This window comes from Xylanibacter ruminicola, from assembly GCF_900107775.1.
Taxonomy (GTDB): Bacteria; Bacteroidota; Bacteroidia; order Bacteroidales; family Bacteroidaceae; genus Prevotella; species Prevotella ruminicola_C.
On record NZ_FNRF01000001.1, the window covers coordinates 661,432 to 677,842 of the forward strand.

15 protein-coding genes are annotated in these 16,411 nt (G+C 47.0%); 10 read left to right on the top strand and 5 right to left on the bottom strand.

Going from position 1 to position 16,411, the window contains the following annotated elements; translation table 11 throughout:
- Window position 1 precedes the first annotated feature (1 nt).
- The gene (locus tag BLU97_RS02465; protein ID WP_074760093.1) at window positions 2-811 is read left to right on the top strand and encodes a DUF3108 domain-containing protein; all 810 of its coding nucleotides are present in this window, start codon (window positions 2-4) and stop codon (window positions 809-811) included.
- A gap of 2 nt (window positions 812-813) precedes the next feature.
- On the opposite strand, the gene BLU97_RS02470 is transcribed toward BLU97_RS02465, so the two are convergent.
- The 5 genes from BLU97_RS02470 to BLU97_RS02490 form a co-directional block, all read right to left on the bottom strand.
- Entirely contained in the window at window positions 814-1,596 is a 783-nt protein-coding gene (locus tag BLU97_RS02470) for a uroporphyrinogen-III synthase (RefSeq protein ID WP_074760094.1), read from the bottom strand.
- Complete coding sequence (locus BLU97_RS02475) at window positions 1,590-2,816, bottom strand: MFS transporter (protein ID WP_074760095.1); 1,227 nt, start codon at window positions 2,814-2,816, stop codon at window positions 1,590-1,592. The genes BLU97_RS02470 and BLU97_RS02475 overlap by 7 nt, the downstream gene beginning before the upstream one ends.
- A gap of 15 nt (window positions 2,817-2,831) precedes the next feature.
- A complete protein-coding gene (locus tag BLU97_RS02480; protein ID WP_074760096.1) occupies window positions 2,832-4,931 on the bottom strand; it encodes a TonB-dependent receptor in 2,100 nt (699 codons plus the stop codon).
- Window positions 4,932-4,953: 22 nt separating this feature from the next.
- Window positions 4,954-5,979 carry a uroporphyrinogen decarboxylase gene (gene hemE, locus BLU97_RS02485; RefSeq protein WP_074760097.1) on the bottom strand — a complete coding sequence of 342 codons (1,026 nt, stop codon included), beginning with the start codon at window positions 5,977-5,979 and terminating at the stop codon, window positions 4,954-4,956.
- A gap of 109 nt (window positions 5,980-6,088) precedes the next feature.
- Window positions 6,089-7,426, bottom strand: coding sequence for a histidine-type phosphatase (locus BLU97_RS02490; protein WP_254771643.1), 1,338 nt, complete (start codon window positions 7,424-7,426; stop codon window positions 6,089-6,091).
- A 576-nt stretch (window positions 7,427-8,002) separates the two neighbouring features.
- Between BLU97_RS02490 and BLU97_RS02500 the strand changes: the two genes are divergently transcribed.
- The 9 genes from BLU97_RS02500 to BLU97_RS02540 all read left to right on the top strand — a co-directional run bounded on the left by BLU97_RS02500 (window position 8,003) and on the right by BLU97_RS02540 (window position 16,407).
- Window positions 8,003-8,395, top strand: coding sequence for a hypothetical protein (locus BLU97_RS02500; RefSeq protein ID WP_139208716.1), 393 nt, complete (start codon window positions 8,003-8,005; stop codon window positions 8,393-8,395).
- 132 nt (window positions 8,396-8,527) lie between these two features.
- Window positions 8,528-9,403, top strand: a complete 876-nt coding sequence (locus BLU97_RS02505; RefSeq protein WP_013064277.1) for a YicC/YloC family endoribonuclease — start codon at window positions 8,528-8,530, stop codon at window positions 9,401-9,403.
- A gap of 3 nt (window positions 9,404-9,406) precedes the next feature.
- Window positions 9,407-9,985: a guanylate kinase gene (gene gmk / locus BLU97_RS02510; RefSeq protein WP_074760099.1), complete on the top strand. Its 579-nt coding sequence runs from the start codon at window positions 9,407-9,409 to the stop codon at window positions 9,983-9,985.
- Window positions 9,982-10,530, top strand: coding sequence for a nicotinate (nicotinamide) nucleotide adenylyltransferase (nadD, locus tag BLU97_RS02515; protein WP_074760100.1), 549 nt, complete (start codon window positions 9,982-9,984; stop codon window positions 10,528-10,530). The genes gmk and nadD overlap by 4 nt, the downstream gene beginning before the upstream one ends.
- Complete coding sequence (locus tag BLU97_RS02520) at window positions 10,523-12,361, top strand: phosphoethanolamine transferase (protein ID WP_074760101.1); 1,839 nt, start codon at window positions 10,523-10,525, stop codon at window positions 12,359-12,361. The genes nadD and BLU97_RS02520 overlap by 8 nt, the downstream gene beginning before the upstream one ends.
- Entirely contained in the window at window positions 12,358-13,446 is a 1,089-nt protein-coding gene (locus BLU97_RS02525) for an acyltransferase family protein (RefSeq protein WP_074760102.1), read from the top strand. Before BLU97_RS02520 ends, BLU97_RS02525 begins: the two co-directional genes overlap by 4 nt.
- Window positions 13,443-14,426, top strand: coding sequence for an acyltransferase family protein (locus tag BLU97_RS02530; RefSeq protein ID WP_074760103.1), 984 nt, complete (start codon window positions 13,443-13,445; stop codon window positions 14,424-14,426). The genes BLU97_RS02525 and BLU97_RS02530 overlap by 4 nt, the downstream gene beginning before the upstream one ends.
- A complete protein-coding gene (locus BLU97_RS02535) occupies window positions 14,423-15,004 on the top strand; it encodes an HAD-IB family hydrolase (protein WP_074760104.1) in 582 nt (193 codons plus the stop codon). The genes BLU97_RS02530 and BLU97_RS02535 overlap by 4 nt, the downstream gene beginning before the upstream one ends.
- On the top strand, window positions 15,004-16,407 hold the full coding sequence (locus BLU97_RS02540) for a DUF6080 domain-containing protein (protein ID WP_074760105.1): 1,404 nt from the start codon (window positions 15,004-15,006) through the stop codon (window positions 16,405-16,407). Before BLU97_RS02535 ends, BLU97_RS02540 begins: the two co-directional genes overlap by 1 nt.
- The last annotated feature ends 4 nt before the right edge of the window (window positions 16,408-16,411 follow it).

Genomic DNA, 16,411 nt, shown 5'->3' on the forward strand with positions numbered 1-16,411 from the left:
AATGAAGAAGATAATTCTTTCGCTGATGATTATGCTTGGCACAGGCCTCTCGGCCCATGCCCAGTGTGGAATTGCCAATACCGCCTTTAAGAGCGGCGAGAGCCTGGAGTACGACCTTTACTTTAACTGGCAGTTTATTTGGGTAAAGGTTGGATCAGCCCAGATGGATACTAAGATGACCAAGTTTGAGGGCAAGGATGCGTGGAAATCATACCTGATTACACGTGGAAACTCTAAGCTCGACAAGTATTTCACCATGCGTGATACTTTGCTATCGTACTGCAATCCCGATCTTTCGCCAATGTATTTCCGCAAAGGTGCCCGTGAAGGTAGCAGATACTATGTAGATGAGATATGGTACACCTATCCTAACGGCAACTGTCAGCTGAAGAAGCACCGTATTGACGCCGACGGCGAACAGCATTGGAAAACCAGCACCTATCGTAACTGTATCTACGATATGATGTCGATCTTCTTACGTGCCCGCAATTTCGACGGTTCAAAACTCAAAAAGGGACAGGTAATCCCTACTCCTATCAGCGATGCACGTAATCTGTCTAACTCGTGGTTGGAGTTCCGTGGTCGCGAGACCTTTAAGATGAATGGTTCAAAGGAGAAGTTCCATTGCCTGGTAATGTCGTTCTATGAGCGCGAGGATGGAAAAAGCCACGAGCTTATCCGTTTCTATATCACCGACGATCAGAACCATATACCAGTACGCCTCGACATGTTCCTTTCGTTCGGAAGTGCCAAGGCATACCTGAATAATTATAAAGGTGTTCGCAGCGCGATGACCTCGAAAATCAAATAGGGTTATATCTCTGTTTCGAGATAATCAATAAAGTCAGAAAAGCTATATTGATTGGGGGAGGTGCCTGTTACGTTTAAGCCAGCCTCCTCAGCGCATCGTGTGGTGTAAGGACCAAACGAGTAGATAGGCACGTTAACAGGCTGGCCCTGTGTTTCGGCAAATTTCATAATTCTTGATAATACGTAGGCCTCGCCACCACTGGTAAGGGCTACAGCGCTTATATTACCGCTACGTAGGGCATCGGCTGTTTCAGCATAGTACTCATCACTCATAGCTGTGGTACGATAGCAATATACATATGATACGTCGGCACCTTTTGCGCTTAGGGCATTCTGGAAATTGGTGATCGTTGGCGGAACAGGCAGTCCGCTATATTTAGGCCACAGCACAGCAATACGCTTCGACTGTAGTGCCTGTTCGCTTTCCAAAGCCTCGATAATCCCCATCAAACTGGGTTTGGCATGTGGTAATGCCACTGTAACACCCAGAAACTCCTGCACGACTTTCTGATCTTTACCTATGGCTACTACCTTACCATCAATAAGCGATCTGTCGACACCAGCAGAGGAAAGTGCCCTGACGGCCATGATGCTTGTGCAGATAATATAATCGTACGATGCCAACTGATTACAGAACGGCAGGAAAGTGCCACCAGGGGGCAATAAGGTACTGCTGATAAAAGGCACAAACATGGGATGGAAGCTGCATGTGGGGCGTTTGCCAAAAGCCTCGTGCAAACTTACATGATAGGTGTCGGGAGCTGTAAATAAAATACGTTTTACCATTTTGCCAGCATCTGATTAGGTTTAAACACACAAATTACATAAATCAGGCTTACGAGCGCAATGCCTAGCTCGATGAGATAGAGGCCACGATAGTCGAGCCACTCGCCAACGCCACCCGAAATAATCGATATGAGCGACGAACTGAGATGAACCACGACCACCTGGATGGTGAAATCAGTTCCCTCACGTCCATCGCGTACACAATCCATCGCTGTGGTATAAACCACAATCGACGCAAAGGCATGACATGTTTTTACCAGCAGCAAACCACCTACCAATAGGGGGAGTGTAGGCGAAATAAACGTTAGCCCCAGGAAATATAGCGGAGCTGTAACAATCATGAAGGCCACCATCAAGCGGGCTCGATACATGCCGATACGACGGATTAGCACATGGGCCACCCAAGCCATCACAAACGATGTGGCTGTACCAACCATACCAAACCACACACCTATCTCCTTCATGTTATAGCCCAAGTCAACCATATAAGGGCGCACATTGGCAATAATGCCGATGATACCCATAAAGTAGAGCAACAGGAAGATCACGTGTGGGATAATTTCCTTGCGCGAGAAGAACCACATAAAATCCATCAGCTTGGCACGCTGTTTGGGCGAACGTGGCTCGATATGTATCTTCTTATTAAACTGCAAAGGCACCACCATGAACCAGGCCACCAATCCCAACAGCGGGAAAACAACACTCCAACCAAAATGGTCGAGCATCACGATAAAGATACCACTACCTAAGAAAGCACCAGCGTAACGTCCCATCGACTGCATACTATTCACAGCACTATGATCACCCTTACCAAAAGCCCTCACCGCCAAACCATCGGTAGCAATATCCTGTGTAGCCGATGCAAACATCGATATAAAAACTAACACAAAGATAAAGTTGATATCGGAAGAAATATCTAAGAATCCGATACACATGATTGAAAGGGCATAGACCGACTCCATCAGCAGGATGAAACGGCGATAGCTAACCAGGTGCGAACACTGGCGATCTACCATGGGGGCCCAAAGAAACTTAACGAGCCAGGGGATATGCACTAAGTGTAGCAGGCCAATAGTGGCCAGACCGTAATTGGCCTGGCGCATACTTACCTGCATGGCAGTAGTGATAAACGTTGAGGGGATGAACTGCGCTATGTAGAGACAGAAAAACGTGGCGAGATTCAATCTCCTTACATTATCTACGCTGGTGGTTGTTGCCATGAAACTATTATTGGTTTAGAAATTTAACTCGATAGTGGTACCAAACATCAAAGGCTTACCAGCCTGGGCGTAGTTGCCGGTTGACGACTTAAAGCCGTAAGCCATATAGTTGGTATCAGTAAGATTCTTGCCCCATACCTCCCAGGTAACAATACCCTTGGTAAGAGCGACCTTGGCGTTAAGTGTGGTATAGAAATCCTGACTTACCAGATTATCCTCGGCCCAGTAGATACGACCCAAGCCGCGCAAACCTACGTTGAACATCACGCGATCTAACCAACCTGTAGGGTTGATGGTGTAGTTGGCATCAAGACTCAGCGTGTGGTTAGGCACCATGGGCAGGCGATTATTAGTATAATCTACCGTTGCACTCTTTACATAAGAGAGGAAACGGGCATAAGTATATCCATAGTTAGCTGTGAACTGCAGGCCCTCAACAGGACGCACGATTACATTCAGCTCAGCTCCCTTACTATCTGTATGACCAGCATTGGTGGTAATATTACCCACACCTGTAATGGTTGAGGTAATCTGCATGTGGCGCCAATCGATATAGAACAGGTCGGCACTCAGGGTAAGCAGGTTGTTCAGCAGGTTAACACTGGCACCCACCTCGTAGTTCCAACTGTATTCAGGCTCGTACGAACGCTCATCAAATGTAGAGAACGACTTATTGAAACCGCCTGGCTTGTAGCCACGAGTAACTGACACATAGTAGAGGTTATCCTCGGTAGTAAGATACTGAAGCGTAAACTTAGGTGTTACCTGCGTAAAATCCTTGCTGCTCTCGAAAGATTCGCCTGTAGCCGAAGACATCTGACTGGGATCTACTAAAGTAAAACCACCATCGGATAGTGGCGAAACTTTTACTTTTTGATTATCATAGTTGGTCTTTGCATGCTCATAATCGAAACGAACACCTGCTGTAGCCGAAAGACCCTGCCAGATGTTATAGGTACTCTGGTGATAAAGGGCCAACGAACTGGTTGGCACACAATAGTTGGTATGACTGAGCGAGCCTGCTGATGGTGAGAAATTATCAACTGTACGATCCACATGCTCCATCATACCAAAGGCACCAACCACCCACTGGTAACGGCTATCGTTATTCGACTTGAGAGTAAACTCCTGCGACACCATATTCTGGTGGCGGGCATTCTCTACAAACGACTTATCATTAACAGTAAAGTCCTGATCGATAGCCTGCTTTGAATTGATATACTGGAACGATGTCTGGCTGTTAAAGCTAACCACAGGACCACTATAGGTAATACCCAGACCATTGGTGCTGATAAGGCGACGGAATGAGCTATAACGGTTGTAGTTGATATCCTGCAACGTATTAGTTTCAACATTCACTGGGGCATAGGGATAGCCTCCCTGATCGCTATAAGTAAAATGGCTGGTAAGGCGAATCAGCCAATTATCAGAAGGCTTATAATACAATCCTATACGCTCTTCGGTCTCGTTCATCTTATCTACCTTTTCGTTCAGATAGCTGTTGCTGAAGGCGCCATCATTATGATGATAGAGTGCACCAAAGGTAAAGCCAAACTTATCCGATACCTTAGTGTAATTAGATATCTGCGCACGCAAATCGTTATATTTACCATAGCCCAGGCGAACACGGGTGTTCTGGTACTCCAATGGGTTACGGGTACTGATGTTTACAATACCACCAATGGCATTTCTACCATACAATGTGCCCTGCGGACCACGTAGCACCTCAACCGAGGCCACATCGCCCAGATCGCAATCAAACGAGAGGGGCTCGTAGAAAGGCATACCATCTACATAAAAGCCGATACCTGTACCATCCGACTTATTACCTACACCGCGTACAAACACTGGGCAACTGGCTCTCGAACCATAGTCGGGCATATAGAAATTGGGAATAACGGCAGTTAACTCCTTAAGTCCGGTTATCTGCTGATTACTGAGCTGACGAGCCGACAAAGCCGAACGCGATGCAGGCACCAACTCGTATTTGTTTGTTTTAAACGCACTAACCACCACTTCGTCAAGCTTGTACGAGCGGGCTGTAGTTGTGTCGGCGGGTGTAACCTCTGGTCCTTCAACCACCAACATAGTTGATAATAGTAATCCTAAAAACATACCTTTTGTTAATTTATAATGATTATTTTTGTGTTTGTCTAAACCATTCGGTTACGAATTGTACATTCTCCAATGGCGTATCCTTGTGAACGCCATGACCCAGATTAAAGATATAATTGGGATGCTCTCGGAAGAAAGCCAGATACTGCTGCAGATGCTGCTCGATAACAGCCTGAGGGGCAAACAATATACGTGGATCCATATTGCCCTGAAGACCTATGGCCGGATTAACCAAATGACGAGCCACTAACAGAGGTGTCTGCCAATCGATACTTACAAAATCACAATCCTCAGGGGTGAGCATCTGCAGTCCTGCTCCAAATCCCTTGGGGAAGAAGATAACAGGCAAACCATGCTGCCTTACTGCAGCTGTGATACGACGCACAAACGGCATAATCATATTCTGATAAAGCTCGGCGGATATCACACCAGCAAACGACTCGAATATCTGGAAGGTATCGATACCATGAGCTGCTTGCAGATGCACATAAGTCTCGCTGGCGCTGGTGATGGCATCAAGCAACTGGAGCGACTCCTCGCGATGGGTGTAGAGATAGCGCACCACATCGGTAAACTGCATGGTTTTATCGCGACCTCCCAACATGTAACACAAGCAGGTAAGCGGACCTCCACAAAAACCAATCACTGGTGTTTCGGCGTTCTTCTGATGCGTTATTTCATCCAGCGTATCAGCCACATGATTAAGATGCGAGAGGTTAAAGCTTAATCCTGCTGCAGGATGCTCTGCATCCATCAGCGGATGGGGGAAAGCAGGCCCTTCGCTGGTCCATTCCACCTCTACGCCCAGCGCCTCTGGAATCACTAAGATATCGCTAAACAAGATGGCGGCATCCATACCCATATCGTCAATTGGCATCAAGGTAACCTCAGCAGCCAGATTGGCATACGACATGATAGAACGGAAAGGCAACATCTTAGTAAGTTGGCGGTATCGTGGCAATACGCGACCAGCCTGTCGCATCATCCATACAGGAGGGCGACAGGCTGGTTGGTGATTGATAACCGCAAAGAAGGGATTGCTATACATATTTATTATTAATTCTTGTGTTCCTAAACACCTTTTACTTATTTCGGGTGCAAAGGTACAACAAATCAAAAAGCTGTGCAATCCCTATAAATATGGATTTTAACAGATTTTACTTGTTTTCTGCTTCAAAGGCGGCAATCTTGTTTTTATAATATGTGCGCAGCTCCTGCCAGTTATAGTAAGGCCACTGGTTGGTCTTGATAGGCAGATAGGTCTCGCGTTCGTTCAGCAGGGCCTTTACAAGAATATCGCCAGTCTTTCCCTTTTCAGGACGATAGAATATCAGCTGGATATTACAGCCCATAGGGAAGATGCGATAGTTACGCCAATACTTATCGAGTTCGTCGAGATTGTTTACAACTATGCCGCAGCTATCCAACTCCAACAGGCAAGCCAGAGGCATCACACAAACCTCGTGGCCAAATCGCAAAGTGGCCTGTGTCTGAGTAACGGTGTCGGCAGTAGCTATGATGTTCTTCAGCAGATTAAGCTGACTGAAAGGCATCTTACCACCCGAAACAGGCGATGCTCCATAGTCGAGATACCAACCTACATTCTTCTGGCGCCACTGGTCGTAAACCTCCTCATCGTTAAACAGCGAAAAGAGCTCCAGATCGGTGTCGTGACTCTGCATATTGCAAGCCACATGGAACAGCTGGCGCATCAGCGAACCTGCATTCACATTATTATATACGTAAGCCTCGTCGTTAAACAACACTTTCATCAAACGCTCTGGGTGGGTGTACTTATAGGCATATTCGCGCTCTTCCTTATCGCCAGTGCTGCGTCCAAGTTTCGCTACCAGTCCGTCCCAAGGCTGATTGAGATAGTACTGCAGACTCTCGCTTACATCATTATGAATCTGGGCAGTAGGATTAGCAGCAGCCAGCTCCTCGCACTCAGCAATCATCGACAGAATACAACGGTTCACCGTGGTGCTACGGGCATCTATCTTCAGATTCTTGGTTTTGAAAATCTCAGGAAAATGCTGCACCATACGCTTTCCGATACCATGATGCTGACGTTCGCCAACAGTAGTCAAATCACCCAATCGTTTATGGGCTGTAGCGTAGATAGCTTCGATAGTTGCGAGTGTTTTCTCGCCTAATGGCGTAAGTTTCCCTTGCTCCTTAGCTGCCTTCAGCGTTGCAAGAGGTTTAGAGTAATTGCCATCGCTGATGAGCCAACGCGATCCATGACGACCATAATGACTCATATAGTAAGGTTCATAATTCTTAGGAGCGGGCGTCAGCGCCTTGTCAGTAAGCTGACGATCGTAATCCAAATAGTTACTACCTGCCAAAAAACGATTTGTTGCAATCTCATCTTTAGCCGAAGTCTCAAAAACAGGTGCCTTCATCCCCGAGCCTTGCTCGCCTACCCGTAGCTCTTGCGCCTGCAAAGTCATCGAAAAACCGATGGCCAGAATTAATAGTTTTCGTTTCATATTCTTACATCATTTTAATTATATTGTTGCAAAGGTAAGATTTTTTTTGGATATTATGTGCATTCATTCAAATTATTTAGTACTTTTGCAGGCGTGAAGAGATGGGTTCTTAGAATATGGCTCATTGCTGCATTGATTTGTGGCTACTCTTACTCGCATCTGTGGGTAAGAGGCGATAGTACTATGCCATATAACAATGAACGCCAAGAGTACACAAAACAATTCGACAGGCAGGCGAACTCGCTAATTGAAAAACAACAACAGCCCTTTGGCGAGGCGTTCATCAAATCGAATTCGCCACAAAACATAAATGCCTCGAGACCTACCCGTTTATTACCTACTCACGGAGGTAAACCTGGTAAAACATTTGGGCAAGGAACTTATTGTAATCCGTCAAACCTTTTAAAGTATTTTAGCCTTTGTAAGTTTATCTGGTTTTGCAAAACTTACATAGGTGCTGCGCCTCCTCGCCTTTACTATGTTATCGCGTTGAGACGCATTCTTTGTTAGCGATATCATCACCCCAAAATGAAGGGAGGATACAATTCGCATTAGTAACAAAGAAAAAAGAAAACAATGGCAAATATTAAGAATTTGCAGATGTGGAACGACATCTGTGCTGATAATCGTATAAGCATCAGTAAATCATTATTTGGTTTGAAAACCATAGTAACTTACAATAAAACTCAGAGCAAGGTTAGTGCACGAACCATTCAATTATCGCCTTCTGATGGTGAACACCTAAAGCGTTTCCTTGAAAGGTCAAAGAATGATATAGAGAATGTCATTGGCAACTTCCATCCAAAAGAGGTAGCTAATGGAAACTATATGCTGGAATTGGCACTATCGGAAGATGGTAACTATTTGGCTCTTTTGTTACATCAATTTACCCAATTGAGTTATGAGCCAGTAACCCAAATGCTGACATTTGAGGGCAATGAGGCTCAAACCATCAGCAAACTGTTTTAACATGAAATCCTCGATTTTTCCTACAGAATCGGGGATTTCTACTATCATAAAATCATCATTTCGCAAGAATTTCTTGGATGTATCGACAAATTGTTGTAATTTTGCAGCCAAATATTATTAAATAGGTATAGCATGATACAATCGATGACAGGCTACGGCAAGGCGGTCGTGGCATTTAAGGAGAAGAAAATTCACGTAGAAATCAAGTCGCTGAACTCAAAGCAGCTCGACTTGAACACACGTATCGCACCTCTCTATCGTGAGAAAGAGATGGAGATGCGCCAGATGGTGGCAGAGGCTCTGATTCGCGGAAAAGTGGACATGAGCGTTTGGGTTGAGAAGGATACATCGGTAGATCCAACCCCTATCAACGCACAGCTGGTTGAGAACTACTACCAGCAGATTAAGGCCATCGCCGACAAGACTGGTATTCCAACTCCTGAGGATTGGTTCTATACCCTGCTCCGCATGCCAGACGTAATGACTAAGACTGATGTTGAAGAGCTGGACGACGAGGAGTGGAAGGTAGTGAAAGGCGGTGTAGCCGAGGCCCTGAAAAACCTGGTTGACTTCCGTACTCAGGAGGGTGCTGCCTTGCAGAAGAAGTTTACTGAGAAGATTGACAATATTGCCAAGCTGATGGGCGAGATTGAGCCATACGAGAAGAGTCGTGTTCAGAAGATTAAGGCACGTATCATAGATGGCTTGCAGCAGATTCCAACAGCCGACTATGATAAGAACCGCTTGGAGCAGGAGCTGATTTACTATATTGAGAAGCTGGACATCAGCGAGGAGAAGCAGCGACTGACCAACCACCTGAAGTATTTCCGCGACACCATGAACGAGCCTGCCGGACAGGGTAAGAAGCTGGGCTTTATCGCTCAGGAGATGGGTCGTGAGATTAACACAACCGGTTCGAAGAGTAATCAGGCCGAGATGCAGAACATCGTGGTTAAGATGAAGGACGAGCTGGAGCAGATTAAGGAACAGGTTCTTAACGCACTTTAAACGATGGCAAAAGGTAAATTAATTATTATATCGGCTCCATCGGGCACTGGCAAGAGTACCATTATCTCATGGCTGATGAGAGAGCACAAGGAACTGAATCTGGCCTACTCTATCTCGTGCACATCGCGAGCTCCTCGCGGCACAGAGCAGAACGGGGTAGACTATTTCTTCCTGACACCAGAGGAATTCCGCCAGCGTATTGAGAACGACGAATTCCTGGAGTACGAGGAGGTATATACCGACCGCTTTTACGGCACGCTGAAGTCGCAGGTTGAGAACCAGTTGGAAGCTGGACAGAACGTGGTGTTCGACGTTGACGTGAAAGGTGGCGTAAACATCAAGAAATTCTATGGCGACAAGGCGCTGAGCCTGTTTATCCAGCCCCCATCAATCAACGAACTTCGCAAACGATTGGAAGGTCGTGCAACAGATGCCCCCGAGGTTATCGACCAGCGTATTGCCCGTGCCGAGTTCGAACTCTCGTTTGCCGATAAGTTCGATAAGGTGGTTATCAACGACATGTTGGAATATGCCGAGGCTGATGCTTTGGAAATAATCAAGGATTTTTTAGATATCGAATGATAAGAACGGGGATTTTTGGCGGATCGTTCAATCCCATTCATAACGGTCACATTTCGTTGGCTCGTCAGCTTTGTGAAAAAGCTGGGCTCGACGAAGTGTGGCTGATGGTTTCGCCACAGAACCCCCTGAAAGCCCAAGCCGATTTGCTGGACGACCAGATACGCATGGAGATGGCCCGCCTGGCTGTTGAAGGCGAAACTGGCATCATAGCCAGCGACTACGAGATGCATCTGCCCAAACCATCGTACACCTGGAACACACTCGAGGCCCTGAAGCGAGATTATCCCGACCGCGAGTTTGTACTGATGATAGGTGGCGACAACTGGCAGCTGTTTGACAAGTGGTATCGTGCCGATGATATCCGCAATCAGTACCAGATTATCGTTTATCCCCGTCGTGGTTGCGAAGGTGGTATCGACGGTCTTGACCTTATCGACATTTCGAGCACCGAAATACGCGATTGTATCCAGGCTGGCAAGCCTATCAATCATCTGGTGCCAAAGGCTGTGGCTGAATATATAAAGGAACACGAACTCTATGCTTAAAGGACTGAAAATAAACCCATTAAAGTGGATTGGCGCCCTGTTTATGCCCATCCAGAAAAACAGCGCATTCTTTGTGTTTATGTTTGCGCTGGGAATGATTTGTACACAACTGGAACTGATGCCCGTCTATCTGGTAGGCAAAGGTGCCGAACCATACCAGTTTTCCGAACCCGAACTGTTTCTGGATATCTACGCCGTATGCGTAGTGCTTACGCTGATACCCCGAAAGGTTCGCTATTGGGTGCGAGCGCTACTCTACATCCTGCTTTACACCACAGCCATTGTGGATATGTACTGCTACGTACGTTTTGAGTCGACTCTTACCCCCACCATGCTGATGCTGGCTAACGAAACCACAGGTCAGGAGGCCAGCGAGTTTCTGCGTGGCTATATTACATGGGATGTAGTTACATCAAAAGTAGGCTGGGTACTGCTCTTGGCGCTGGTGCACATCGCTTGGACGGTGATTCGCCGAGCAACCAGACATATCAGCAACAGAGTGATTCTGCCCAAGATGAACCCCATTGTTATCGAGGGTTACAATGCCATTGTTGGTGTAATCGTAGCTTGGGCACTCTGCTCTTGCGTAACACTTGTTTGGCCCAACAAAGAGGCTATGCACCGCATGTTTACCCACACCACCGTGGGTCAGATGGAGCACGAGCTTACACGTAAGGACAAGGCCGAATTCTATGTACCTATCTACCGATTGGTATTCAGCATGTACGCCAACCACCTGGCCGACAACCAGTTAGTACAGCTCGAAGCTGCCAGCGAGAATGTACAGATAGATAGCTGTAGTTATCGTGTGCCTAACATCGTATTGATTATCGGCGAGAGCTACAACAAGCACCACTCGCAGCTGTATGGCTACAACATGCCAACCACACCAAAGCAGAAGGCTTTGGCTCAGGAAGGCACGCTGGTACCATTTACCGATGTGGTTGCACCTTGGAATCTTACCAGTTTTGTGTTCAAGAACATCCTGTCGTTGCAGGCCATCGGCGAAAAAGAGGAATGGTGCGATAAACCACTCTTCCCAGAAGTATTCCGCAAGGCAGGCTATCACGTTACGTTTATCACCAACCAGTTCCAGTCGAAGGCTAACGAGGCTGTTTACGACTTCAGCGGAGGTTTCTTCCTGAACAATCCTGATCTGAGCAAAAAGCTGTTTGATACACGTAACACCCGCCTTTATCCCTACGACGAGGGCGTGCTGCAGGAGTACGACCGCCTGAAGAAGGAGGATAAGGAACATAACCTGATTATTCTGCATCTGATGGGTTCGCACCTGATGTACAAGTCGCGCTATCCGCAGAATGCTACCCATAAGTATCTGAAAGAGGATATGTACAATCGTCCTGAACTTACCAAGAAACAGCGTATGATTCTGGCCGATTACGACAACTCTGTACGTTATAACGACTCGATTATATGGGCCGTTACCCAGCGCTTTGCCGATAAGGATGCTATAGTAATCTACATGCCCGACCATGCCGAGGAGATATTTGATGGCGAGCCATATATGTACGGACGTATGCATGGTGCCAACATCGATTACCGCCTGGCACGCAACGAGATGGAGATTCCGTTCTGGATATGGGGATCGCCTAAGTATCGCGAAAACCACCCATACGGCTGGACAGCTATCCAGGAGGCCAGAAACCGTCCGATGATGACAGATGTGCTGCCACACCTGCTGATGTACTTTGGCGGTATTGCCTCACCACTCTATCACGAGCAGTATAACATCGTGAGTCCGGCTTACGACACCAAACGCCCACGTATCCTGAAAGGCGTAACAGATTATAACCAGTTAAAGAAGCAATGAAAGAACTGTTATCAAGAAAAGAGTGTTCTGCCATGCGTGGTGTTGCCATCCTGGCCATCATGCTGCACAACTATTGCCACTGGCTCAGGGGCATTGTGAGAGAGAACGAATATACCTGGCAACAATTCAAGTTCGATGAGCTGTGGCGCCTCACTCTTAATCCTGATGAACAGCTACCCATGCATCTGGTGTCGTTCTTCGGCCACTATGGCGTGCCCGTATTCCTTTTTCTGAGTGGTTACGGATTGGTTAAGAAATACGAACAAGGCAAGCTACCCGAGGTAGGTTTGTGGCGATTTGTACGCTACAACTATCTTAAGTTGTTCCGCATCTTTATCGTAGGCTTTGTGGCCTTTATCCTGCTCGATGCCATCACCCCAGGCATGCATCGCTATACCTGGACAGCGGTGGTTGGTATGCTGGGCATGTTTGCCAACCTGTTCGAGGATCCCTCGCATGTGGTTTGGCCTGGTCCTTACTGGTACTTCAGCATCACCTTGCAGCTTTACATTTTCTATCGCCTGGTACTTTATCGCTGGCGCCACTGGGGTGTAGTTGTAGGTATGATAGTTCTGTGCTGGTTGTGGCAACTCTCCTGCCAGGACGATGCTGTTTTGCTGGAGCGATTACGTTATAATCTGATTGGCGGCGTGCTGCCTTTCGGCTTAGGCTTGCTGGCAGCTAGAATACCAACAATTATTCCCACGTTGGGAACAAATAATTCCCACGTTGGGAACAAAATATTCCCTAACTGGGAATATATTATAGCCTTATTATTCGCTGTTGCCCTCATCGTAGCTTTGAGTTCAAACTTCCATGGCTGGCTATGGGTACCTGCATTTATCGTTGTTGGCACCATTGCGCTGGTAAAAGTTATGCCCGAGCGGATGCTGTCATACAGCGTCTGGGTGGGTGGTATCTCGTCAGCTATCTTTGTGGCCCATCCGCTGGTTCGAAAAATCATTGTGCGACCTTATATTTATGATGATATGTATGCAGGGTTGCTGCTCTACGTGGTAGCAACGCTGTTCCTCTCGTGGTTATTCAAGAAGCTGATAGACCAACTGCCAAGTCCCAAACTGTGAAGATAAAGGATATAGAACTGGCCAACATTAGCCGTTATCGCGCTGAATTGATGGGAGCAGCTATGCTGTTTATCATCCTGTTCCACGTGCCGCTGGCTCGTAGTAACGAGTTCTTCGGTTTAAGACGATGTGGCAATGTGGGTGTAGATATGTTCCTGTTCCTGAGTGGTATCGGCCTTTGGTTCTCGTGGGAAAAGAATCCAGCTTTGTGGCAGTTCTACAAGCGCCGCCTGTTGCGTATTTATCCTGCCTGGCTGGTGATGGCATCGCTCTTCTATCTGCCACGATTCGACTGGACAAACGGCGATTATATCGACCTGATTGGCGACATCGCCATTAACTGGGACTTCTGGTTGCACGACGAGCTCACCTTCTGGTATATCCCAGCCATTATGATGCTCTACCTCTGGGCCCCACCCTACATGCGATTGATTCAGCGCCATCCCGTTTACCGATGGATGCCTGTAGTTATGATTCTATGGTGCATCTGGGTGCAGTGGATAGCCCCATTGCATCAGGCCGTAGGGCATATCGAGATATTCTGGAGCCGCGTGCCCATCTTCTTTATCGGCATAAACTGTGGCGAACTGGTACGTAAACAAACCAAGATAGATGGAGCCGGCATATGGATGATACTTACTATCTTTCTGGCCACCTTCAGTTCGTGTGTGTATCTGGAGCAGATTTCGCACGGACGATTCCCCCTGTTTGTAGAGCGTATGATATACATTCCGTTTACCATCACGCTGATTATGATGCTGAACCGTGTGTTCCGTCGCACGCCGCGATGGTTCAACAGCTTTTGCGCTTTCTTTGGCGCCCTCAGCCTGGAGGCCTATCTGATACACGATCACTTCGTGATGACCTACCTCATCCCCTACCATCTGGGTTACTGGCTTACGGCCTTACTCACCATCGTGATTACCATTCCCTTGGCATGGGCACTACAAAAGATACTGAAACTCATCGTTAGAGTATGAAGAAGATATACGCTTTCGATTTCGACGGAACGCTGACAACTAAGGATACGTTGATAGAGTTTATCCGTTTTGCCAAGGGCACAATGGCCTTTGGATGGGGCTTTGCACGCTATGCCCATCTGCTTGTGCTGATGAAACTAGGGCTCTATCCTAACTGGAAAGCCAAGCAAAAGGTGTTTACTTACTTCTTCAAGGGTATGAAGCTTGAGGATTTTAACGCCCTCTGTCAAGCCTTTGCAGCCTCATCCGGGCATCTACTGCGCCCTGCAGGCATCAAGGCCATACAGCAAGCCCAAGACGAAGGCTCGGAGGTACTGATAGTAAGCGCATCTATCGATAACTGGGTGCAGCCTTTCTTTGCTGATGTAAAAGTGCTGGGCACACAGATTGAAGTAATCGATGGTAAGCTGACAGGACACTTTCTTACCAAGAACTGCTATGGCCAGGAGAAGGTGAACCGTATCCTGACCCTCTTTCCCGACAAAAAGGATTATCACCTGACTGCCTTTGGCGATAGTCGTGGCGATAAAGAAATGCTGGCATTTGCCGATGAATCATATTTTAAACCATTCAGATAATGAGAAATCCACTTAAGATATTCAAGATTAAACCCGAAGAGCGCTGGCAGTCGGCGATTGCTCTTATGGTTATCATAGCCCTCAACGCTATGTTTATCTTCCGTATGCACGAGTTGTTTATGCAACCTGGTTTCGGCCCCTATTGGAAGGCTTTCGAACACGAGCTGCATCTGTCGGGCTACGACCCGCTTACTTATCTGGGCGTAACCAACTGGGATGTAGTGTATCAGGTATATCGCCATCCGTTGCTATCGTTTATGATATGGCCGCTGTGGGTTATTAACGAGGGGCTTACTTGGCTGTTAGGCGTTAACTGCGTGCAGTATCTGGTGGCAGCATTCCTGATTTTCTGCACCTATTATTCGTATATCTTCCTGTATCGTATTCATCGCGAGGTGATAGAGTTAGAGCGCAAGGATGCTACATTGCTCACGGCTTACTTCTTCTCGATGGCCTATATCCTGATGGCTGCCATCGTGCCCGATCACTTTACCATATCAATGTTTCTGTTGCTTATTACCCTTTATATATCAGGTATATGCATCAAGAAACGCCGCGAGTTTAAGTGGTGGCAATCGGCCATTCTGTTCTATATTACAGCAGGTGTTACGCTGAGCAATGGTGTGAAGGTTTTCTTATCAGGATTCTTTGTAAATCTGCGCGATTTCTTCCGTCCTAAATACCTGTTGTTGGCTGTTATCCTGCCAGCAGCCTTGCTGTGGGGTACGGCACAATGGGAGTATCGCACGTATGTGCTACCCAAAGAAAAGGCACGCGCAGAGCAGAAAGCAAAGAAAGCAGAACAGCAAAAGGCACGTGTGGCTCAGATGACAGCTGAACAGAAAGAGCAGTACGAGGCCAAGAAAGCCCGTCGCGATAAGGTATTGCAACGCCAGGCAGCCAAAACTGGTAAGCCTATGGAGAATTACGGCTTCCTGAAGTGGACAGATATCTCTACATCGCGCTGGCAATCTACCTATGAGAACCTGTTTGGCGAGTCGCTGCAGTTCCATCAGGACTACTTCTTAGAGGATGTGCTGGTTCATCGTCCAGTATTTGTACATTACAACTGGGCATTCAGCTATATCATCGAAGCACTTATACTGCTGTTCTTTGTAATAGGCGTGTGGATGGGGCGTAAGAGCCGTTTCCTTTGGCTCTGTCTGTCAGGTTTTGCCTTCGACATGCTGATACACATCGGCTTAGGTTTCGGCCTTAACGAGATATATATCATGACGCCACACTGGGCATTTGTACTGCCCATTGCTACAGCCTATCTGTTTAAAGCCGTACAAACAAGCTGGCTAAGATGGATAGTGGCAGCTATGACTATATACCTATTTATATATAACGGCTATCTGCTAACCGATTTCCTGTTATCGCCTATCAAAGCTATCATATAACGAA

Coding starts and splice junctions, on each gene's coding strand:
- BLU97_RS02490 (WP_254771643.1), bottom strand. CDS start 7,426: ATGAAACGAAAACTATTAATTCTGGCCATCGGTTTTTCGATGACTTTG.
- BLU97_RS02480 (WP_074760096.1), bottom strand. CDS start 4,931: ATGTTTTTAGGATTACTATTATCAACTATGTTGGTGGTTGAAGGACCA.
- BLU97_RS02475 (WP_074760095.1), bottom strand. CDS start 2,816: ATGGCAACAACCACCAGCGTAGATAATGTAAGGAGATTGAATCTCGCC.
- nadD (WP_074760100.1), top strand. CDS start 9,982: ATGATAAGAACGGGGATTTTTGGCGGATCGTTCAATCCCATTCATAAC.
- BLU97_RS02465 (WP_074760093.1), top strand. CDS start 2: ATGAAGAAGATAATTCTTTCGCTGATGATTATGCTTGGCACAGGCCTC.
- gmk (WP_074760099.1), top strand. CDS start 9,407: ATGGCAAAAGGTAAATTAATTATTATATCGGCTCCATCGGGCACTGGC.
- BLU97_RS02540 (WP_074760105.1), top strand. CDS start 15,004: ATGAGAAATCCACTTAAGATATTCAAGATTAAACCCGAAGAGCGCTGG.
- BLU97_RS02470 (WP_074760094.1), bottom strand. CDS start 1,596: ATGGTAAAACGTATTTTATTTACAGCTCCCGACACCTATCATGTAAGT.
- BLU97_RS02505 (WP_013064277.1), top strand. CDS start 8,528: ATGATACAATCGATGACAGGCTACGGCAAGGCGGTCGTGGCATTTAAG.
- BLU97_RS02500 (WP_139208716.1), top strand. CDS start 8,003: ATGGCAAATATTAAGAATTTGCAGATGTGGAACGACATCTGTGCTGAT.
- BLU97_RS02535 (WP_074760104.1), top strand. CDS start 14,423: ATGAAGAAGATATACGCTTTCGATTTCGACGGAACGCTGACAACTAAG.
- BLU97_RS02525 (WP_074760102.1), top strand. CDS start 12,358: ATGAAAGAACTGTTATCAAGAAAAGAGTGTTCTGCCATGCGTGGTGTT.
- BLU97_RS02520 (WP_074760101.1), top strand. CDS start 10,523: ATGCTTAAAGGACTGAAAATAAACCCATTAAAGTGGATTGGCGCCCTG.
- hemE (WP_074760097.1), bottom strand. CDS start 5,979: ATGTATAGCAATCCCTTCTTTGCGGTTATCAATCACCAACCAGCCTGT.